This window comes from Oribacterium parvum ACB1 (assembly GCF_000238055.2).
GTDB classification, from domain to species: Bacteria; Bacillota; Clostridia; order Lachnospirales; family Lachnospiraceae; genus Oribacterium; species Oribacterium parvum.
The window spans coordinates 1-20,826 of sequence record NZ_KE148313.1 but is presented as its reverse complement, the minus strand read 5'-3'; the positions used below and the strand labels follow the sequence as shown (position 1 = coordinate 20,826).

The 20,826-nt window shown below is 33.4% G+C and carries 20 protein-coding genes; all 20 read right to left on the bottom strand.

The annotated features are described in order from the left end of the window. Nucleotides 1-586, bottom strand: a 586-nt coding sequence (locus tag HMPREF9625_RS10970; protein WP_016361597.1) for a hypothetical protein, incomplete at its 3' end; no start/stop codon positions are given. Between the two features lie 14 nt (nt 587-600). Next, nucleotides 601-978 carry a single-stranded DNA-binding protein gene (locus HMPREF9625_RS10965; protein ID WP_009535949.1) on the bottom strand — a complete coding sequence of 126 codons (378 nt, stop codon included), beginning with the start codon at nt 976-978 and terminating at the stop codon, nt 601-603. Between the two features lie 303 nt (nt 979-1,281). Next, the gene (gene mobP3 / locus HMPREF9625_RS10960; RefSeq protein ID WP_009535948.1) at nt 1,282-2,718 is read right to left on the bottom strand and encodes a MobP3 family relaxase; all 1,437 of its coding nucleotides are present in this window, start codon (nt 2,716-2,718) and stop codon (nt 1,282-1,284) included. Then, nucleotides 2,711-3,202 (bottom strand): type II toxin -antitoxin system TacA 1-like antitoxin, encoded by a 492-nt coding sequence (locus HMPREF9625_RS10955; RefSeq protein WP_009535947.1) that lies wholly within the window; start codon nt 3,200-3,202, stop codon nt 2,711-2,713. The genes mobP3 and HMPREF9625_RS10955 overlap by 8 nt, the downstream gene beginning before the upstream one ends. Before the next feature lie 139 nt (nt 3,203-3,341). After that, the gene (locus tag HMPREF9625_RS10950) at nt 3,342-4,790 is read right to left on the bottom strand and encodes a helix-turn-helix domain-containing protein (RefSeq protein WP_009535946.1); all 1,449 of its coding nucleotides are present in this window, start codon (nt 4,788-4,790) and stop codon (nt 3,342-3,344) included. A gap of 192 nt (nt 4,791-4,982) precedes the next feature. Then, nucleotides 4,983-6,095 carry a ParB/RepB/Spo0J family partition protein gene (locus HMPREF9625_RS10945; protein ID WP_009535945.1) on the bottom strand — a complete coding sequence of 371 codons (1,113 nt, stop codon included), beginning with the start codon at nt 6,093-6,095 and terminating at the stop codon, nt 4,983-4,985. A gap of 18 nt (nt 6,096-6,113) precedes the next feature. Then, nucleotides 6,114-6,953 carry a ParA family protein gene (locus tag HMPREF9625_RS10940; RefSeq protein WP_009535944.1) on the bottom strand — a complete coding sequence of 280 codons (840 nt, stop codon included), beginning with the start codon at nt 6,951-6,953 and terminating at the stop codon, nt 6,114-6,116. A gap of 398 nt (nt 6,954-7,351) precedes the next feature. Next, nucleotides 7,352-8,590 (bottom strand): tyrosine-type recombinase/integrase, encoded by a 1,239-nt coding sequence (locus HMPREF9625_RS10935; RefSeq protein ID WP_009535943.1) that lies wholly within the window; start codon nt 8,588-8,590, stop codon nt 7,352-7,354. A 6-nt stretch (nt 8,591-8,596) separates the two neighbouring features. Beyond that, the gene (locus HMPREF9625_RS10930; protein WP_009535942.1) at nt 8,597-9,760 is read right to left on the bottom strand and encodes a nucleotidyl transferase AbiEii/AbiGii toxin family protein; all 1,164 of its coding nucleotides are present in this window, start codon (nt 9,758-9,760) and stop codon (nt 8,597-8,599) included. After that, nucleotides 9,753-10,199 carry a hypothetical protein gene (locus tag HMPREF9625_RS10925; protein ID WP_009535941.1) on the bottom strand — a complete coding sequence of 149 codons (447 nt, stop codon included), beginning with the start codon at nt 10,197-10,199 and terminating at the stop codon, nt 9,753-9,755. The genes HMPREF9625_RS10930 and HMPREF9625_RS10925 overlap by 8 nt, the downstream gene beginning before the upstream one ends. Before the next feature lie 237 nt (nt 10,200-10,436). After that, nucleotides 10,437-11,552 carry a hypothetical protein gene (locus HMPREF9625_RS10920; RefSeq protein WP_009535940.1) on the bottom strand — a complete coding sequence of 372 codons (1,116 nt, stop codon included), beginning with the start codon at nt 11,550-11,552 and terminating at the stop codon, nt 10,437-10,439. Between the two features lie 134 nt (nt 11,553-11,686). Beyond that, complete coding sequence (locus HMPREF9625_RS10915; protein ID WP_009535938.1) at nt 11,687-12,607, bottom strand: hypothetical protein; 921 nt, start codon at nt 12,605-12,607, stop codon at nt 11,687-11,689. 102 nt (nt 12,608-12,709) lie between these two features. Then, entirely contained in the window at nt 12,710-14,431 is a 1,722-nt protein-coding gene (locus HMPREF9625_RS10910) for a phage tail tip lysozyme (protein WP_242822689.1), read from the bottom strand. Then, complete coding sequence (locus tag HMPREF9625_RS10905; RefSeq protein ID WP_009535936.1) at nt 14,428-16,311, bottom strand: VirB4 family type IV secretion system protein; 1,884 nt, start codon at nt 16,309-16,311, stop codon at nt 14,428-14,430. The genes HMPREF9625_RS10910 and HMPREF9625_RS10905 overlap by 4 nt, the downstream gene beginning before the upstream one ends. 1 nt (nt 16,312) lies before the next feature. Beyond that, complete coding sequence (locus HMPREF9625_RS10900) at nt 16,313-17,059, bottom strand: hypothetical protein (RefSeq protein ID WP_009535935.1); 747 nt, start codon at nt 17,057-17,059, stop codon at nt 16,313-16,315. Beyond that, a complete protein-coding gene (locus tag HMPREF9625_RS10895; RefSeq protein WP_009535934.1) occupies nt 17,056-17,376 on the bottom strand; it encodes a hypothetical protein in 321 nt (106 codons plus the stop codon). Before HMPREF9625_RS10895 ends, HMPREF9625_RS10900 begins: the two co-directional genes overlap by 4 nt. Continuing rightward, nucleotides 17,376-17,663 carry a hypothetical protein gene (locus HMPREF9625_RS10890; protein ID WP_009535933.1) on the bottom strand — a complete coding sequence of 96 codons (288 nt, stop codon included), beginning with the start codon at nt 17,661-17,663 and terminating at the stop codon, nt 17,376-17,378. The genes HMPREF9625_RS10895 and HMPREF9625_RS10890 overlap by 1 nt, the downstream gene beginning before the upstream one ends. After that, nucleotides 17,663-18,538 (bottom strand): conjugal transfer protein TrbL family protein, encoded by an 876-nt coding sequence (locus HMPREF9625_RS10885; RefSeq protein ID WP_009538063.1) that lies wholly within the window; start codon nt 18,536-18,538, stop codon nt 17,663-17,665. Before HMPREF9625_RS10885 ends, HMPREF9625_RS10890 begins: the two co-directional genes overlap by 1 nt. Before the next feature lie 5 nt (nt 18,539-18,543). Beyond that, nucleotides 18,544-18,954 (bottom strand): hypothetical protein, encoded by a 411-nt coding sequence (locus HMPREF9625_RS10880; protein WP_009535951.1) that lies wholly within the window; start codon nt 18,952-18,954, stop codon nt 18,544-18,546. Nucleotides 18,955-18,966: 12 nt separating this feature from the next. Further along, a partial coding sequence (locus tag HMPREF9625_RS11015) for a type IV secretory system conjugative DNA transfer family protein (protein ID WP_016361595.1) occupies nt 18,967-20,826 on the bottom strand: 1,860 nt, incomplete at its 5' end.

Sequence of the window (20,826 nt, the reverse complement as noted above, 5' to 3'; positions counted from 1 at the left end):
AAACGAAAAAGCTATCCCCAGCAAGGATCTGTAAGCATATTGAAGGAAGAAGTACTCTTCTTGTTTTACCAGCTCCTGTAAGAGCAATCGTTATTGAATGAGCTAAAATTTTCATATACCGGACAATGTTACTTTTATAATCTAAAACAATTCCAGACTGTAATTTTTCATTTTGCGTTTTAACATTCAAATCACTACTTATGGATTGAATCTCTTGTTCGTCTGCAAACCATGCTTTACCATGTTGCCCATTTCCCACCGGTCTTGGAATAGAGATATAATCTGTAACCTTATATTCTGAAACATTTGATAACTTGGCTTTATGGAAGAAAAACTGATAAGTAAGCCAAATAAGAATAATGGTTTCATACAAAATTCCAAATAACAGCATTCCAGCATAAAATTTCTTTGCGTATTGCGGGATGTCCAGCGGATTTACAGAGAAATGTAAATTTAAAATATCTGTATGCGTAATCCGGAGAAAAAGACGAATAACCTGATCCGTTAAGTAAGAAAGGTAAATAGCCAAAAACACAGAAAGAAAAATGGATATCAAAAATGCTGGAAGTTTTCCTTTAGTTTGCATAAATCATTACCTCTTTAATTGAACGGAAGATCTTCTCCAGGAACATAGTTGGATTCGTTTTCTTTCTTTTTTGTTTCTGCAAATTCTTGCTCGTCTACATTAACGTCTGTGGTATATACAGTTTTTCCATCTTTATCTTTAAAACTCCCGGTATGCAGATATCCGGACACAAGCATCTTCATTCCCTTCTTTAAATACTTCTCGCAAAAAGATGCTCTTACTCCAAAACATACACAGCGAACAAAATCGGCTGAATCATGTTCCTCTTTCTTTCCGATCCTTTGGACAGCCAATGTGTATCGGCTAACAGCAGATTCCTCACCATTGTCTTTGTTGAAATATTTAGTTTCAGGATCTGCTACAAGTCTTCCGGATAAAATTACTTTGTTCATTTTGTTCTCCTTTCATTGCACAAATTTCTTTGGATTTTACATATATTTTCCAGCCCATTTGAGCCAAAAAAAACTAATGATAGTCCACAATAAAATTGGCAAAAAACGACCAATTTTCTTGAGGCAGGAATAGGACGGCTACGCATCGCCTGAACTGGTACTGGCAAAGCCAGTACCCATGCGGTTTTATAGCATTATTTTTTGTGGCTACAAATGTTGTTTTTTCCATTTTATACGGCTACAAAATATATAAAATGCAGATAAAACCATTGATACAAGCCATTTTTCATATGGCTACAATTTCTAATAATTACTATTTTCCATAGAAAATCCTTGTTCTCTTTTCCACTCTCTAAGAGCTTTCACATTGCCTTTGTCTTTTCCGGAAGAATAAACAGAAGAGGGGGTTCTAGTATTATTGGCATAAAGTAAAGCATCTAAAAATGTATTGACTAATCTGTACATATGATACGACACCTCTTGTTTTGAATGGTAATCTGGCTCTTGGGGCTCCACCGGGCTAGTGCCTTCCGGCTCTTGAGGCTCCATCGGGCTAGTGCCTTCCGGCTCTTGGGGCTCCACCGGGCTAGTGCCTTCCGGCTCTTGAGGCTCCACCGGGCTAGTGCCTTCCGGCTCTTGGGGCTCCACCGGGCTAGTGCCTTCCGGCTCCTGAGGCTCCACCGGGCTGGTGCCTTTCGGCTCTTGGGGTTCCACCGGGCTAGTGCCTTTCGCCTCCCGGGATTCTTCTTGGGTAATACTTCCCATGTCCCTAATTTCTCTAAGAACAAGGTTGCAAAGTCGTTTTTCTATATCCTCTTTTGCTTTTAGAACTGCAACTTTGATTTCTTTTTTACTTGGGCTATAGTCCTTCGCAATCCTATAATGATAATTTAGAAAATCATCATATTCTCTTTTTAGGACTTTATTCGTCAAAAGAACCTGTACCACAGAAAGAACTTTTTCTTTATTACTAGGTGATAAATATTGAAATTTATTCAATTTATCCCTTGGAAGAGAGTCTAATAATTCTGAAAATGCACTACTAAACTTCTGCCTGTACTCCTTATCAATTTTACTAATAAAGGGACGAGCTTCTTCAAAAGTAATATCATCAACTAACATTTGTAATTCAGTTTTACTGTCTTTAATCAGCTCTTCACGAGATAAATATTTTTTGTTAGCCAGGCTTTTTCTTTCTTCTTCCGTAAACAGCTTAGAGAATAATTCTCTGCAATAATGTTGCTGTGGTTGAGATATAAAGCTATTTTGAACATTATTGATATTCTGATCCCATATCATAAAATGGATATGAGGGTGATTTTTTTCCCTATGAAAAGCTGCTACCCATTGTAAATTTCCAGACTGTATTCCAAATTTTTCGCCTATTAAGGGAAGGGCTTGAGAAAGATACTTTCTCCAATTTTCCTTATCAAGAAACCCAAGATCTCTGGCATCCCTTTCATCAAGAGATAATATTCCTCGAAATACAACTTGCTTCTTTGAACGTTCCTTAATATTGCTTAAAACAGAATCAATATCATCAGTTTCAATATTTCCAAACAACCCATGGCTTCTTGGTCGTTCATGAATATATTGTAGATATGTTTCATTTTCAGACTGTTGAGATAAATCAACTCCTTCTCTTGTTGCAATATAATACAAGTAGTTATAAGTTTTTACTGCCGTATTCCTTTTGTTTGGAGACTCACTCCTTATTTTAGATACAACAATATTATTCATCTTCTCCCTCTGTAATAGCCTTCTTCCAATCGTCTAAAGCTTTTAAATCGTTCTCCATTCTTGTTCTTTCAATCAAACTTTCTACTTGTAATTGTCCTTTGCTAATTTTCTGGCTTTCGCCTTTAGATTGGTAATAATATGCTTTATATTCTGTTGGATCCAATCCGGGATTTTGAAGAATATAATTTTTCAAAGACATAAGATTTGCTCTTTCCAACTCAGATAATATTTTTTTCTTTAAATCTATTTCGCTTTGAAAATTTGCATCTAATAATTCTTTAACCGTCTGACGAATTCTGCCATCTAATTCTGAAAAGGCATATTGTGATATCGTGCCATGAATTAGTTTTAGAATATTGTCACGAACAAACTGAGCTCTACTGATTCCTTCTGCTTCTGCACAAGCATCTAACATTGCTAAATTTTCTTTAGTCATCCTAAAATGAACATCAACATCTTCTTTGTTTTTTCCTGTGTTGCCCATAGGTCTCCTTTTTTTAAATGGGAAGTACTTCCCATTTCTACCATTCAAGAACATAATTATCATCATCTTTATTATTCGGGTGAAGATAACCAGATACATCGTTAGCAACTTGTATTTTTCTAATTCTCGTAGTCCCTCCTTATATTCCAAAATCTTTGCGAAGATTTGCATGGAGCCTAAAATTATCAGAAAGTAATTCATCATATAAAGACGATGCAATGTATAGCGTTGGACTCTTAATCTCGTCGTTTTCTATTTTTTTGCAAACACGCTTTAACACATTTTCAGCTACATCTTCAAGCTGAAGACTTTGGAACGTTTTATCATATGTTCTATTTAAAGCATCTATGAATTTAGCGTAATTTATGCGTCTAACCTTTACTGGGCGAAACTCGTCAGCCAAACAAAGGTTTACAATCATATTGGTAATTAATGATAAACAATCTTTTTCAATAGGATCTTTCAGCAGTTCTATTCTTTGTTCGTAATTAAGAAAATTTTTAATTACAGTTTGAAGTAAATCCGGCTGAGTAGCAAAGAAGTAGGGGATTCCATTGTTTTTTATGATTTCACTTTTCCAATCAATATTTTGTAATTTATCCTTTTGCAAATTGTTCCGTCCGTCCGTCTGAGTGTTTTCGAAATGGGAAGTACTTCCCATTTTTTCCGTTTTTAGACTGACTGAGCAGTTGCTTTTGAAAGAGTTACTTTTGAAAGAGTTACTTTTATTGTCTAAGATTTCAGTATCCTCAATACCAGTATCTTCATATTCCGGACTCTGGAATTTAGCACTCGAAGAGTTTGGAAAAACATCTTGTTCATTTTCTAAATTATTAGCAGTGTCCGGAAAATTGATACACGGAGAAAATGGCTTATTTACGTTACTTTTTGGAAATTCGCAAAGGATAAAACAAGTTTTAGCATAAAAATTTCCTTCTTTTTTATACAGTTCGCTCTGAATATACCTGTATTCTTTTAGTAGGTCTAAATGCTTATAATAACTATCTTTTCCGATACCTAAGTGACGGAGCATTTGATCTCTATATTTACTAATAAAATCACCAGCTCCGGCATAACTACAGAAATATGCATAAATACCTTTAGCCTTTAAGGTAAGACGTGGATCTTTCATAACAGCCTTGGGAATCATTCCATAGCCAAATGCTTTCATGCTATATTTTTCATGTTGAACAAAATTCTTTTCTACATAAATACTTGTATTAGCAATCGGTTTTATTATTTCATACCTTTCAAGACGTTGAGGAAGGATATAAGTATTTTTAAAATATGCTCCTTTTCGATTTTGTATGATTTTTAAATATTCAAAATCTCTTAGCAATTTCAAATGGCGATAATATGCTCCGGTTGAAACATTTAAATCGTCAAGAATTTTATCTCTGCCCGGGAAAGAAGAATTTCCGGCTCCAGCATAGCTACAGAAATAAGCATAAATTGCTTTTGCTTCCAAGGTGAGATCCGGGTCTAGCATTACAGCTTTAGGAATAATTCCATAGCCCTGGAAATTAATTCCTTCTATCTCTAATTTAGTAATAAATTCGGCTTTTATAGTAGAGATTTCTTGTTCCATAGCTAATTATCCTCATACGAATTAATCCATTGTTCAAACTGATTAATATTGCTAAATAAACTATCCTTTAAATCCAGAATATCGGAATATGGAAGAACGTCCTGGATATCAAGAGAGCTTGTTCTAATTGCTGTTAAGCTTTCAATTACGCCGAGTAATTCATCAAGTTTTTTTCTAAAGGTAACAACATTTTTAAAATAATAGATATCTTTTTCTGCTAAATCCTGTTGCTATTTTTTCTTTTTGCTTTTCTTTAAATAACACAGGGTTTTCACTTAAATTTGCCAATTCTTCAGCTACTTGTTTCTTGCATTCCTTTGCTTCAACATAATCCTGAATTACAAAAGAAATAGCTTGTGCATCGTCTTCGCTATCTATACGATTACAGATAGCCTGTTGTTCTTCTTCTGTTAATCCGGATAATGTTGATACTGCTTCAATCCGTAATTTCTTATTTTCAAATAATTCTTTAAATCTTGGAATTAAGGAATCCAGTAGCTCGTACTTATGTAGTTGCCTTCTACTTATTCCAATGGCATCAGCAATTTCATCTTTTGTAACTTTATTTTTCCCTAAAAGGGAAGCTTCCTCCTCCAGCAATTTTTTCACTTTAGAAATATATTCAGATCTTTCTTTTGGTGTAAATTGACGGACATCTAAATTTGTAGCGTATTTCCTTAATTCCGAACGAATTTCATCAAGTCTATTTCCATTCTCGTCGTTATGTTCTTTCGAAAAAGAATTAACTTTAAAGGGAATGCCTTCTGTTAGAAGAGGTAAAATATTGCTTCTAAATAAAACAAAATTCTCTTGTTCACTTTCCGGCAATTCGTTAATCCGTGTTACAGAACCAAATTTAGAATTTAGTAAGTCTAATGCACGGATTCTTCTTTCTCCACTTTCAAGAATATAAAGGTCTCTATCATCATCGTAATGCCCGGTTAAATTATGCTCCAATCCATTTTTTAAAAGACTGTTTGCCAATTCCTCAATATTCTCCATTGAAAAATCATTATTTTCGTTAAAGACAATTTTCTCCCGGGGAATTCGTTTAAAGTTAAAAGGATTTTTACCATTGAATGCTTCAAATGCTTCCCCCATAGATTCCTTATTAAAGGTTAGAAAACGAGTTCCAGAAGGGTTTAAAGATTGTTTTTGGGAAGTACTTCCCAAATCTTCAACTTGATTTTCTGTCATACTATCATCGTAAGTCTCAGACGAGAGTAGGAGAGAATCTGCTTTAACATCCTGTAAGCCAAATTCCCCAGTAGATTGAATATCAAGCTTTTTGAATTTTTCTTTCATTTACTAATTCCTTTCTTTTTATAAACTCATTTCTAAACGCTGTTTTGATAAATCATCTAAAATGCCTAATTCCAGTAACAAATGCGAATAATCTAAAAGAGCATTACTGTCTAAGCTATGCTCTAGAATTGGTATAAATTCACTTTCAATCTGAGCAATCTTTGTATCTTTTCTGATATAAGTGTTGAAGAAATAATCCGGAATAGATTCCTTATATTCTCTGATTCGTTCTTTTACTGCAATCGTCGAGGGATTTACTTGTGTAAGAAAAGCCCCAAGGAAAGTTAATGAAAGATCATATTCCTCTGTTAAATTGTTTATTGTCTCCATGATTTCAAATAATCCTTTTTTAGAAAACCCATCTTCTCTAATAGGAGTAACAATGTAGTCGCTAGCCACAATAGAATTTAAAGTAAAAAAATCTAATGCAGGTGCGTTATCAATCAAGATAAAGTCAAAATCTTCCTTAATAGCAGTAAGAGCTTTGTTTAGAATGAAAGGACTTTTAAAACATGGATCCATATTTGACTCTATCGAATTAAACCTTTTACTTGAGGGTATAATAGAGATATTTTTTATTGGTGTAGGATAGATGAAGTCTAAAAGTTGCTCTTTCTTCTTTGGTCTTTCTTTGAAAATTTCAGAAATATTCTTTTTACTTGGAGCAATTCTTCCGGCAATACTTGCGGACGTATCTTCGATATACTGATGTAAAGCTAAGGACAAATTACTTTGCCCATCAAGGTCAACGACTAATACTTTTTTACCCAAATAAGCAAGCAATTCAGAAAAAATCAAAATACTAGTCGTTTTAGCTACACCGCCTTTGTTATTTACTACACTTAATATCTTTTTCATAGATCATCCCTCTTGACATTTCTTCTATATTTCAGTAAGCTTAAATAGCTTAGATTTTAAACAAACAAACTTCTCTAAGCCCCCGGTGCAGTTTACTGGGGTCTCTTTTTTTTCAAAAAATAATGAAAAATAAAACAAGCCCAACAAACTCGTCGAAAAGTTTGTTGGGCTTGTTTTTTGGGAAAATCAATATCATAAGCTACATAAAAAACTACAGTAGTTATTTGCTAAGCAGATATTTCCTTAGAATAAGCCAATATAATTAAAATTCCATACAAACAAAATAATTATATGATAAATTTCATAGATTATTGTTATATGGTTAAACAAACTTCTCTCCTGTAGCTATTCTAAGATAAAAAATGATAAAATACAAGAGAAAATAAATATTTTTTTACTTATTCCCCTAGTATTTTTTTCTCATATTGTAAAAGAGATAAACTATTCTTTTTTTCATTTGATTGAGCATATACATCCATAGTCATATGAATATTGCCATGTCCCATAATTTCTTGGATGACTTTTAAATTCACCTCATTTTCACAAAGCCTAGAACAGAAGGTATGACGTAAAGCATGAGATGAAAACAACGGAAGCGAAGTTGGAACACCTGGATGCATTTCTTTAAAAAGCTTATCCGAGTTATAATTCGTGATAAGCTTTTTTAATGCATGATTCACATCAAAATTTGAAACTGCTCTTATTCTGTTGTTGACTATACAATAAAATATCAGTTCTTGGTCATTAATTAAAAGGTTGTCCTCATGAGGGAAGGATTTTCTTATGCTTTTATCATTCTTCATTTTTTCTAAAACAGCATATAACGTTGAAAGAATCGGTAATTTCCGGACACCATTTTTTGTTTTGGTAGGATTAAATGAAAAAATTCGCTCTTTTCCTTTATAAGAACAGACTAAAGTTTTGTTTATTGAAACAAGTTTTTTTTCAAAGTCAATATCATCCCAGCAAACTGCAGAAGCTTCTCCCACTCTTGCACCTGTGCTTAACATAAAAAGCCATAACGGATAGAAGAAAGAATCAGTTTCTTTTGCATACATAAGAAATGCTTTTTCTTCATCAGTCGTTAAAACTTTTTGCCCATTTGATTCTTCTCTTAGACTACTACCCTCTGCGTGAGCTAAAGCTTTCATTGCTTGCTGAGCTGGATTAATTGTAATAACCTGATCACTAACCATAAGAGCAAAAATAGCATGGAGCATTCCCTGAATAGATTTAATTGTGTTCAATGATAAATGCTTTTCAGTAAAATGATAAATGAGTAATTGCCGAATATCAGAATGAGTAATTTCATTCACTTTCTTTTTACCAAGTCGTTTTTTTATATAGTGATCATATAAATTTCTTTGAACGTATGCTGTAGTGTTTCTAATTATTCTACTTAGCATAAAGCGTTCGAAAGCTTTATCTAAAGTTATAGACTTCAGATTTTTACCTAACTCATCAAAACGATATTCTATAGCTTCAGATACTTTCTGTCTTAACGCTTCCAAGGAAGATGCATAGATTGTTTTCTTATTTCCGCAAACAGTTTTTTGAAATACATAAATCCCATCATATCGTTCAAACTCTCCGGTTCTAAGTACTCTTCCATGAGAATCTTTTCTAACTTTTCGCATAATAAATTACCTCTCAATATCAAAAGAATTATCTCTGTGATTAAGAGAAGCAACTTCATTATCATGAACCGTATCATTGGCCGTAATTACTCTTTCAGAATGTTCTTCTAAGATATTATTAGAATCAATGATTTTTATAATTTCGGCTTTATCTAGAAAAGCTGAAATTTCATGTTTTAAATTTTTATTTGTCTTTAAATCATATTCTTCAGACAACGAATCTATATTTGCACAGATAATATTTCCTTTTTGTTCAAATATAATTGTTTTTTCTTGAAATACCGGAGATTTTAAATATACAGTACTAAAGTTACTTTCTAAGCAATCTAAAAGAAATTTACTTCCAACATCATATAATTTTCCTTCTAGGATATCCTCTCCATTCTTATTTAAAACAAATGCTTTAGTAAGATCTAAGTATTTAGAACTATCTTGCCATTCTAATTTTTCAGAATTCCAGAAGAAGTCTTTTTGAATCCCTTTTCTAAATGGTGTAAAGAATTCCGCAAGAAATGAATACGCTTCATCAAATTCCGGCTTACCAATAATACTAAAAAGTTTATTGTAAGCATGCTCAATCTGACTTCTTTTCTGGAAAAAAGCAGAAAAGTCCTTAATTTCTCTTTTATTATTTTTACTATAGTCAAATATATCTTTTATTTTAAAAGAAAAACAATGACAAAACATATAAACATCCAATAGATCTTTAGTTCTCCATTTATATACTAAGTCTGTAGAAGAACTTGAAATTTTGTCAAGTAATATTTCAATGGGTAAAATGCCATTAAAACTGGCAGTTCCATAAGAATAAATTCTTCGTCCGGATTCACAATGTATATCGATATCCATAGAAATCAAATCAAGACCTGAATGTACATCAGTAAATACCACTTTAGCTGATTGTTTTTCACCAAATGGTCGGGTTACTTTAACTTCTAAGTTACTATGCTTATCCTTAATTGCATTTGCTATAGATAAAGATAATTCTTCAAGTGTAGGAGGAATTCCAACCCAATTGGCATCAATATCTTTAGTCATTCTATATACATCATTATATGATTGCTCTTGAAGAAATAGATTACTAATTAGCCCACCTTTGAATATAAGAGGAATTCCACTATCATTTAATTCTGCTAAAATAGAATACATTAATTCTTCTTTTTCAGTCATAATTGGCTCCTTGCACGAATCCTATAGCCCATTCCTTAACTTCATCAAATAGAACTTGGTCAGTATCTACAATCAATTTATCAAATGTAAAATTATTGAAATAATAATAATTTCCTAAAGCTTCAACTAATACATGAGTATCTGATGTGTCATAATCTCTAATAAAATCTTTGATAGTCTGTTCAAGCGTTGAGCATAAAACAATACCATCATCCAAATATTCTATCCCATCAAAGCTATTTACAATGCTATATTGAATATTAGAATATTGTCCTTCTGTTAAAGAATAGACCTCAATATTCTTTTCTCCAATATAGCCCGGAAAAAGTTGTAAATACTCCAAAGCAGATATCCCCCTTAGAATTACCTTTTCAGAACTTAATGCAGTTTGAAGCCATTCCTTATTAGATAAAAACTCATCACTGTGTTTGGTTTCCATACATTACTCCTTCCGCATACACGCTTTTCATCTGTCAATGGTCTTGGAATCAGCTAATTCCAAGACCCTTCGGGATACCATTGACAGACTCATTTTTAGCGTTTTGATTTCGTTACCGAAAACAGGGAACTATAAAAATATAATTTGTATATCTGTTTTCTTATATACAGTATATCGCTAAAAAACGCTATGCTCATTAAATGAAATATATACCTCTTCAGGAAACTAATCTGATTGTTATAATACAGCTATTTTCTTCCCTTTAAAGAATGGAAATTCAAATTTCTTTTTCTTTCTAACACCGGTAGTAAAGGGATATAGCAAATCCTTCAATCCCGGAAATTCCGGTGTATTAAAGGGATCCGGAGCATACCCGACAAAATGAAATTGTGTTTTAAAAGTTTTCTCAAGAGATTTTTTATCTGCTTGTAAAAAATTTATATAGAAAGAAATCTCTTTTCTAGCTTCCTCATCATACCTGTTATAGAATTGCACCAACTTATCTATCTCCCAAGACTGAATATTAGCAAGGACTATTTTAATATGGCACTTATTAAAAAATTGAATTTCTTCTGTATTTCCGGAAAAGTCTAGTACAAGAAAATGGTAGTGCTTGTCCTTTTTAACCTCTTCAATCAGGCTTTCTGAAGCATTAGGATAAAAATCTATGTTTCTGCTGGTAAAGAATTTTTCCCCACCACCTTTGATTTCTTCTCCTTTTCTAATTCGTTCAAAATCCTGATGTGGAGAAAACTCGAAACAAGCTACAGAATATCCAAGGGTTCTAAGCTGATTTGCAATAACAATTGAGTTATGAGTAGATCCGGCTTTTCTATCAACTCCAGTTACTCCAATTGTAACATAGTTAATTTCTTTTAGTTCCGTATGTTCTACTGCTGAAGCATCCTTCAGTTTCTGATATTCTACAGCATCCTTGTAAGACATACCTTCTTCAGAGAAGCATTTATCCAAGTTTTGTTTAAGCAATACAAAATCTTTACCACTTGCAAAATTACGAATACCAAGAGCAAATAGATTTGCCAGAATGGCATCTCCAGGATTCGCATCCGGTGCAATGATTACAATGCGGATATTTTCATTGAGCGTTAAGAAAGAACGTATTAAATCTAATATTTTATCTTCTTTATCAACCAATGCAGAAAGATCTATTGCAAAAATATCAATATCGCGTTCCGAAAAGTAAAATGCCTTTTTCTTCATAAAATCTTCTAGATTGAAATGGTTTGAGATTTGATTATTACTATCTATAGTTAGAAGACTTGAATCTTTAATACTGTAGTCCAAAGTCATTTTTAAGGCTTTACTGGAAATATATAATATGGATCTATCCATTACTTCCCCCTTCTAATATGGTTATAAAGTCTTGCATCGAATACCCTTTATCCTTTACCGGTCGTGTAGAAGATAAAAAGAGAACAAAAATAGTAATTACAATATAAATACAAATCTTTAGAAATTTGAGTGAACTAGGACTCTTCTCCATGATTGTTTTTCCTTCCTTTCACCATAAAGTAACTAATACCAAATACAACAATTAGAGAAACTAAAAAGACAAATATAATATTTTGATTTCTACTTTTCTTTTGGACTTCACTACTATTAGACTCTATGTAAGGAACAGAAGAATTCTCAGAACTTTCCATACCTTCTAGTGAATCTGTTGATTTTGATTCTTCATCTATTATTTCATTGGTTTCCGTGTTTGAGGATTTAGGAAGACCATCTGCATCAACATCATCCGGACTCCAATGCATATCCCCATCTCCGCTTTCTCCTAATAAATTGGTTCCCGGCTCAATGTTATATTTTGTAATAAAGCTATTTTTCTCTTCCCAGATGCTTTCCTCTATCCACCGTTCTTGATTCTGACTTTCTAAGACTTTGCTCTTATCTTCATCACTTAATGCAAAATAAGATTCTAATTGTTTATCTGACCACTCTGGAGGATCCGGCAATGTTTCAATATCAGGATCAGCAGGCACAGATTCTGTTTCTTCTAATCCTTCCGGATTCCAGTCTCTATTTATTACAGTAAATTGCAGTTTGTTTTCTTTTAAATAATTATTATCATCAATTACTAATGTAATGCTTTTAGGCTCTACTTTATACCGGGCTTTTGTGTTGTACATTACTCGGCACTGAAATGTGTATGTTCCTTTCTCCAGATGCGTAGAATACCTATAATCTGAATAATCCATAGTTTGGTATAAGGCGAAGAATTTCCCGTCTTTTTCTACATAAACCTCCATTCCGGTAAACAACGGTTCTCCCTCAAATATAGGATCTATATAGAAGTTTTTAGCTTCTTTACCATAAGCCAAAGAAAATGGGATGCATAGGAAAATAAATAGCACTATAAAGGTTTTAAATAGTCTACACGTTTTCACAAAAAACTCCTCTCTATTACTGAATCAACAAATACAAGTTTATTAAATTCTACCATTATTGCATGATTTTTACATCTAATTATGTAGCGAATTTTTTTGTTTCTAATCTCCTGTAATAGAAAAATGCATATAATCTTTAGAATGAGTCCAATGTCCACCCCATATCCAACCATGAGCTTCCAATATTCGAACAGGAATGCTCCCTTCTGTCATGGATAATTCATGAGATAAATATCTGGTGCCAGCCTGTATTTTTCCCTTTTTGATAAAGGGATTACCGTAATCCCAATTAATATCAATAGCCAGTCCGTATGAATGGGAAGATAATCCATTGGATCCTACTTTTTGCCTAAATGAGTATCCTCCAATTTGTTTTATCTCATATCCGGCTTCAGATATCTCTTGTAATGCTGTTTGTAAATCAGTAGCAATTGAAGAATTAACTTTAACAGTCCTCATCACTCCCTTAGAATTACGAAAACTAATTGTTTGCATATGCTTTTCAGCCATAGATGCATTTCTAGGAAGATTCCCAGCTGGAAAATACAGTGTTGGATCCTTTCCTTTTTTAGAACTACTAGAAATATTACCGGATCCGCCTGAAGCAAAAAGATTGTAAACTTGATTAGCTGAACCTATTCTTCTTCCTATTTGTGCCTTTTGATAATTAGGGCTTTCCCAGTGCCAAAGAAAATCTTCAGTTGCTTCTTGAACGGAACTATATTGATAAGTAGAAAATTCAGATAAAGATTTTGCCTTACTAGTATGGGTGAGTCCTCCACTTTTGTATAAAGTGATTTTTCCTCCATACCAAGTATTTTCTACAATAAGGTAATCTAATTGTGCAGTAATATCAGAAATATTTCTTCCATTCGATTCTAGCCATGCCAAAAATGCTTTCCGTCGTCCATGAGACCATTGTCCCAGTCCTATGCCGGTTCCACCTTTTTCCTGTAAATTAGGCTGTAAACTACATTCCGCTTCAAAATTACCAATAATTCCCGCAGTAGCATAATCCGACCATCCTAAACCTTTAAAATAATCCCATATTTGTTTAGCAATCTCAACATTACTAATTTGACCAACAGCTTCACCATCATATTTAAATCCTCCAGCTTCATCAATTAATTCTTTGATTCTTTCAATAGAGGTTTCGAAAAGATCTACATCTCCTTCATCTTTAAAAACACCTTCAGATTTAAGTGACTCGGTAATCTCTTGTTCCGTCATATACTCAACCATTACAATATAATGGTCTTGGCTCCTTTCAATAACTCGAAAAGGACGTTTTACAATTTTTTGATAAAACTCTTTTATTTTACTTTCATTTATTTTGTTCTTTCCGTTCGCTATTTGTATCTCTTCTGTCGTGCAAAAATATGCAAGAACACTAACCATCGGCGGATTTGGAAGAGGAGTATCTACTGTGGGATAGCGAGTTTCTTCATGTTCATTCCCTTTATCATCCGTAACTATTACAGTATATTTATGTTCTTCTCGAACTGATTCTGCGAGACTTTTTTGTTCTTCACTAATTTCTTCTACATGTTTTGCTCTTACAGCTTCAACAGTCTTATAATACCGCATCTCTATAATAGAGAATTCGTCTCCTAAAAATGCAGAAATATCAGTATCATCCTCTAAATCTCCTTCTCCTTCAAAGAAGTTTTTTACTCCATTTACGAATCCTGCAACAGGGGAAAACGATATTGTTGGTAAAAGCATTAAACCGACTATGATAATCAGTAATCCCTTTAAGATTTTATGCCCATTTTCTGTTAAAAGAATATAACGAAGTGTTTTCTGAAGGAAGCCATTCATCATCTCCCTCCACCTTTTCCAAGCATTTCTAGCATATCATCTGAAAGATCAATAGAAAGATTCATACGCATGGATCCACACATAAATACTCCTCTTCCTCTTTCTTTGCTTGAAAGTACTGCAAGCTCTTTATCAGAGAGATTAAAAAGCTCTTGTGTTTCTCGTAGATTTTTTCCGTCTGTACCCATTAGGAATTTATAACAAGCATTGTCAATGATAGCTTGACCATATCTTTTGACAGCTGGATCCAATATATCTACCACCGAATGAGTTATAAAAAGTAATCCACCCTCGTATTTCCTTGCACGTTTTGATATATTACGTAAAAACTTCATCATATCCGGGTATTCATCATCAACAAATAAATAGCCTTCATCTACTGCAAACAAACATTTTTCTTGTCTATTTATGGACATCTCATGCCAGCTCCACATCATTAGATTATAGAATTGTGCCTTTTTAACGTTTTCATCACTATCTAGGAGATTAGAAACATTTAAGTCTATAAAATTACTCTTCGGATTAAGGGTGGTATAACCATTCCAGATAAATTGATCTGCTCCTTTTCCGGCACTATATAATTTTAAAGAAAGAGCAGTACGAAGATCTTTATAAACTGGATTCGTCTCTTCATCGGCTAGTTTTTTAGAAAGCTCATATAAATCTTCCATGATTGGAAAATCCTCGTTCTTTAGCTTGGAGATATCTGTGTCCCAAGTGATTCCAAAATCCTCATATAACTTAATAAGTGTTATTTCAAGAATCGTAGCAATATCTGAAGAGTATTCTTTTTTCCCAAAGTATAGAGCAAAGAATAATCGCAATTGCTGGAGGTATAAGGCAAGATCAGATCCTATATGTTCTCCGTAATATTCTTCAAGAATTTCTCCGGATTCTAAATCGTCCTTTGTGATTTTCCCGGTCACCCTTACTTGTAAGGGATTGATTCTGCCACTTTCTCCGGATACACAGTCAATAACATCTCCGTTGATATATTCACTATGACATAGATCTACATATTCCTTCTCCGGATCGAATATAATTACTTTCGTACCGTAAAAATATTCTTTCGCTAATATATCTTTTACTGCTGTAGATTTTCCTACTCCGGGAACACCGGTAAATATCCAATTAGAATTGGTTCTATCCTTACTTCTTATCCATTGATCTAGAATAACCAAACGTTGTTCTTTCGTTTTTCCTAGATAATATCCACTAACATCATTTAGACCGGATGAAGCATTAGGGAAGCCCCCAAAGAACGTACTAATAGGCATGGGACGTTCTCCCACATTACTAATTTTTTCATAATTAGGAAGCCCATACGGGGACAGTGTAGAAAAGGCTAAATCTTGTTTAAACAATAAAGTCCTCGTTCCACACTCTACAATCGACAAAGCACTTTGAACTCTTTTTAATCTACTTAAAAGCTCTTCCCTATTATCAGCCGTTATATATAGCAGAATGTTTACATAGCCAACCGGTTCCCCTTTGACTACAATACGATTTACTAATTCTTTTAAATTCTCTATTGCATTATTTAAAGACTGCTTTTCAGACTCTTCCTTGGAAAGCTCCATAGCTTCTTTTAGCTCACTAAGTCTTTTATTTAGCTGTTTTGAGAGTCTGTCCGGTGCAGTATACCTAAATTCTATTTTTGTTTGTGTAGATTCAAGGTTACAGACTGTTGTGAGCCAGCCGAATCCGGCTTCTGCCGGATAACGACTGATACAAAGAACTGTTCCAATGTTTTCAGAAACATTTAAGTGCGACCGATCAAAATCAACACCTGAAGGTGTTATCATATTCAATATATTTTGATTCACTTCTTTAGCATATTTTTTAATTGTCTTAGATTTTTTCTTCTCTTTTATTCCAAACATCCTAGTTGGTCTCCTTTATGAAGGGATAGTTTTCAAATTTGGACACTTCTCCTGTATATGGTGCTTGTAAAGGATTTCCAAAAAGATTACAAAGCTTGATAATTTCTTTGTCCTTTAGAATTTCACAAGGAATTCCTACTGCTTGATACCTTTCCCGGAAATCTGATAAGCGATTCCTTAAGTCTTTTTCAGTATCTTTAATATTAGAACCTATTTTTTTCCAAAGCTTTACTATATGCTGGTGTTCAAAGTTTTCTCCTGAAGTAGAAAGCCTCGTCATCTCTTGCATCATAAGTGTAAGCCCTTTTCTTTTCCCTAAATCATCTGTTCCCTGTCTCATTTCTTTAATGAAATCTTTATTAGGGTCTAGGTTTACCTGAGAAGGCAATGTAAAGTAATCAAAATTATTCCGATCACCTTCAAACGACATAGAAAGCCTTTGCGTAAGAGCTAATAGTTCTTCACTACTTAAAAGTTCCAAGTTGATACTACCGATTCTTAAATATCCAAGAATATAGTCATCTTTTCGATATAAAAAACAACCATCAATATCAGCAACGTCTACTAGTGAATTAGCCGTCTTTTTTTCTTTCGATATTTCCTCTACATCTTTGACTTCTTGTTTACTCTTTTTCATGGATTTCTTTTTAACCGAAGCAACTCCAAGAAAAATAATGCAAACCGGAAGTAAAATAAAAGGTAAAAAATATAGAGGATTATGAAAAAGATATTCCAGTAATTTATTCATGAAATCTCCTCTCCATTCCTTTCAAAAAGATATATCTTTTGTTTTCTGATAAATCGTAAAATTATGAAAATTTTTTGAATTAAATTTTCATTACTACTATCTCGACGAATTATACTTACAGTTACAATTGTGGAAAAAATCGCAAATCCTATTCCAACCAAATTATTTATAAAAATTTTGGCAAGAATCACAGATATAATCAAAATAATGACAAGAGACACTCCACAGATAGCTAGTTCTAGAATTCCAATACCCTCTATAAAATCATCTGCATCAAGGGTTTTAACTGGAATATAAAGATGTTTTTTAGACTCCACTATTTGTACACCCCCTTAACTATTAAAATGATGCTTTCCATGCATATCCCAATAATTACTGCTATCACTTTTTTTCTACTTGCTTTCAAGAATTTACTTAATCCATTTTCTTCATTAATTGCTTTAATTCCTCCAATAATAAGACGCAGAGACAATCCGATAATCATAAGTAGAAGAAATAACTCAGTAAAATCAGATATAAATCCATTTAAACTATTTGAATAAAGTCCACCTTCAAGATATTCTTTTGTTTCATTGATAACGTTTTCCTCAGTTAGCAAAATCATTAAGCACCCCCTAGAATAACTCTTCCAATAGTTTGAATAGTGGCGGAAGTTCCCCTCTTAACACTATCTCCAACACCGGAATTATAAGCAAATTTTTCCAACCATTTAGGCGACTTTAAAACCGCAATTAACAATCCTAAAGATGTAAAAGCACTGATACTAAGGGGGGAATCCGAGTTAGAAACAATTCCAGTCATTGTAAAACCCAATGTGATCAAATAAACCTTAAATAAAAGAAGCTGAAGTGAATAATAAACTCCCGTAACAACTATATTTGTAATAAGTCCTTTCAGTCTTTCACGATTTGTAAAGCATAATTCAACACAAAATATAGGCAAAATAATATACATCATTGCAAGTTCGACGGCTCTTATCACAGCAATAACGGAGAAAATTAACATTCCAAGAACTAGACTAAAGAAGAAAAGAATTATCAAAAAACTGTTAGCAGTCATAGCACTAAGAATACTCTCTATAGTCATATTTAATTGGCTCAAATCTATTTCTTGATCTTTTTCAACAAGTTGTGTCGCTAGTAATGCTGTAAAATTTAAAAAGCTATAAAATATCCATGTTGAACATGATGTAATTGCCGTAGCATAAGTTGCTCTTTCTAATACATTAATAGGACTTGCTTCTGGATCTCCAGACATCTCTAATATATATACATCGAATATCTGTTTTACTGAAAAAAACACAATTAGGCTTATAGAAATTACAAGCATTGTATTATGAGAAGCAACCACAAGTTCGTTCTGTACAAAATTAAAAATTGCATTTTTAAACTGTGATAACTGCGCGCTAGTGGCCATATTTACAATCTGGAGCGTTACATTTGCAGCAAATTTTGTTAAAGCTTTTAAAAGAAAGTCCATAATAATTACCTCCAATATTTAAATATTGGATATATGGCATTTGTTGGTAAATTTTCCGTCCCTTTCGCTCCATAAACATTCGCAATTATCAAAACGATTGATGGAATACACGCTACAACAATTCCTACTATAAGAGTTGTTATCAGTGCTTTACGCTTCGATGGTTTATCATGCTGATCAGCCGTAACCCAACCAATTCCATGTATTAAAGCTACTACTGCTGTAATTAGGATAACCAGCACTAAGAGAACATTCATAGAACCCTTCAGAATGTCTAAAGTACCTGTATAAAGCTTTGAATTCTTTAGACTTGTTTCAAAAGAACCTGCATAAGCTGAAAATCCAATTAACACACTCCATACTCCGAGGATCAATGCCTGTATCAAAAAATCTACTCTTTTCAAAATGTTTTTCATGATTTTTCTCCTTTACATTCTACACATTGTTTTTTCCATAAGACTTTTAATCTTATCTTCCATTTGCTCTTTTTCTTTAATCCAAATCCCCCATTGTTTTAATGGCTTATCATCTCTTTCTTTTCTGCTATTTTCATAGTCCAGGATAAATTTTTTAGTGAATTCCTCATCACCCAATCCAAGTAAGTTATTGAATTCGGTCTCCGAAATATCCGGCAGATGTGACACAAATGGACGGTGCCCAGTCACCATTACGAGAGCATCCGGTTTTTCAAATAGAGCTAATTCACTAGGTAATAGCAATCGCCTTCCGGTAAGTCCTGATCCACCGGATATAGTTGCTCTACTTCCAACTTCCGTTGAACGTGATGATGACTCATTAGGATTTTCAGTAGTATAGTCCCCAAGTCTTTCTGATATATCCTTTAATGTTTCCTTTCCGTCAGATTGAAGAAAAATTTTTAACTTACACTGGCTCTTAATCGTTTCAAAGTCATCTTTATATTTTGCCTGTACTTGTTGATAGTCTTGAACAACAAGGTTTATAGATATACCTCGTCCACGTCCTACAGAAACCATTGCCGGTAGAATAGGAATTCTGGGGCAATTTCCAATCTCATCACAGTCGAATACAACTTTTTGTTTCAGGCTACCACCGCATTTTCTGGCTTCTTCAACAAGTTTAATATAAAGTTGAACCATGAAAAGAGAAGCTAATGGGTGATAGGTTGTTTTCTCATCCGGGACAATAAAATATATCGCTGTCTTCTGTTTTCCAATGTCTTCTAAGTTGAACTCTGTTTTCATACTCATTTTTCCTATTTTATTGGATGAAAACAGTCTTAACGTACCTAGCCCGGAAGTATTGAATGAAGATCTTGTTCTAACTTCTGCAACTTCAGCTTGCATATAAATTAGTTTTGCCGGATGTGTATCTGGAAGCCTTGCCAAATATGTACTTAACAGATTTTTCCCTATTTCTTGATAATACTTACTCATGTATGCCAGGAAACAATACACGTTATATAAATTTTGGCATTCTTCAGGAGCTTCCATACATACTGCAAGAATTGAAGATGCAAGCGTTGATGTTTCTCCGTTGTACCAAAGCGGTTCCCCCTTTGCTTCTCCAACCATTGTAGAAACTAAGTCCCACGTATACTCCTGTGCCTGATCCGTCCAAGAATAGTCATTTTCCAAATCCTTACGTTTTGCGACTAGGGCACTAACGTCTTCTGGCGAAGGATTTTCTTGCTTTTTTATTTCCTCAATTTCTTGAACCAGTTCTTTTACTTGTTTTTCCCACTTTTTCTTTCCTTCTTTAAGGGCATCTATAATTGGTTGCAAAAAATTATACTGCATCGACTTTTCCGGATTAATAAAGTCAATCACTACAATTTTGTATCCTTGAGATTCTGCATATTTACTAGTTAAATAAAATATTTCCCCTTTAACATCTGTAACGAAAAAGCTATCCCCAGCAAGGATCTGTAAGCATATTGAAGGAAGAAGTACTCTTCTTGTTTTACCAGCTCCTGTAAGAGCAATCGTTATTGAATGAGCAAAATTTTTCATATACCGGACAATGTTACTTTTATAATCTAAAACAATTCCAGACTGAATTTTTTCATTTTGCGTTTTAACATTCAAATCACTACTTATGGATTGAATCTCTTGTTCGTCTGCAAACCATGCTTTACCATGTTGCCCATTTCCCACCGGTCTTGGAATAGAGATATAATCTGTAACCTTATATTCTGAAACATTTGATAACTTGGCTTTATGGAAGAAAAACTGATAAGTAAGCCAAATAAGAATAATGGTTTCATACAAAATTCCAAATAACAGCATTCCAGCATAAAATTTCTTTGC

Excerpts from the sequence above, each read along its gene's own strand:
- HMPREF9625_RS10965 (WP_009535949.1), bottom strand. The coding sequence starts at position 978 with ATGAACAAAGTAATTTTATCCGGAAGACTTGTAGCAGATCCTGAAACT.
- mobP3 (WP_009535948.1), bottom strand. The coding sequence starts at position 2,718 with ATGAATAATATTGTTGTATCTAAAATAAGGAGTGAGTCTCCAAACAAA.
- HMPREF9625_RS10955 (WP_009535947.1), bottom strand. The coding sequence starts at position 3,202 with ATGGGCAACACAGGAAAAAACAAAGAAGATGTTGATGTTCATTTTAGG.
- HMPREF9625_RS10950 (WP_009535946.1), bottom strand. The coding sequence starts at position 4,790 with ATGGAACAAGAAATCTCTACTATAAAAGCCGAATTTATTACTAAATTA.
- HMPREF9625_RS10945 (WP_009535945.1), bottom strand. The coding sequence starts at position 6,095 with ATGAAAGAAAAATTCAAAAAGCTTGATATTCAATCTACTGGGGAATTT.
- HMPREF9625_RS10940 (WP_009535944.1), bottom strand. The coding sequence starts at position 6,953 with ATGAAAAAGATATTAAGTGTAGTAAATAACAAAGGCGGTGTAGCTAAA.
- HMPREF9625_RS10935 (WP_009535943.1), bottom strand. The coding sequence starts at position 8,590 with ATGCGAAAAGTTAGAAAAGATTCTCATGGAAGAGTACTTAGAACCGGA.
- HMPREF9625_RS10930 (WP_009535942.1), bottom strand. The coding sequence starts at position 9,760 with ATGACTGAAAAAGAAGAATTAATGTATTCTATTTTAGCAGAATTAAAT.
- HMPREF9625_RS10925 (WP_009535941.1), bottom strand. The coding sequence starts at position 10,199 with ATGGAAACCAAACACAGTGATGAGTTTTTATCTAATAAGGAATGGCTT.
- HMPREF9625_RS10920 (WP_009535940.1), bottom strand. The coding sequence starts at position 11,552 with ATGGATAGATCCATATTATATATTTCCAGTAAAGCCTTAAAAATGACT.
- HMPREF9625_RS10910 (WP_242822689.1), bottom strand. The coding sequence starts at position 14,431 with ATGATGAATGGCTTCCTTCAGAAAACACTTCGTTATATTCTTTTAACA.
- HMPREF9625_RS10905 (WP_009535936.1), bottom strand. The coding sequence starts at position 16,311 with ATGTTTGGAATAAAAGAGAAGAAAAAATCTAAGACAATTAAAAAATAT.
- HMPREF9625_RS10900 (WP_009535935.1), bottom strand. The coding sequence starts at position 17,059 with ATGAATAAATTACTGGAATATCTTTTTCATAATCCTCTATATTTTTTA.
- HMPREF9625_RS10890 (WP_009535933.1), bottom strand. The coding sequence starts at position 17,663 with ATGATTTTGCTAACTGAGGAAAACGTTATCAATGAAACAAAAGAATAT.
- HMPREF9625_RS10885 (WP_009538063.1), bottom strand. The coding sequence starts at position 18,538 with ATGGACTTTCTTTTAAAAGCTTTAACAAAATTTGCTGCAAATGTAACG.
- HMPREF9625_RS10880 (WP_009535951.1), bottom strand. The coding sequence starts at position 18,954 with ATGAAAAACATTTTGAAAAGAGTAGATTTTTTGATACAGGCATTGATC.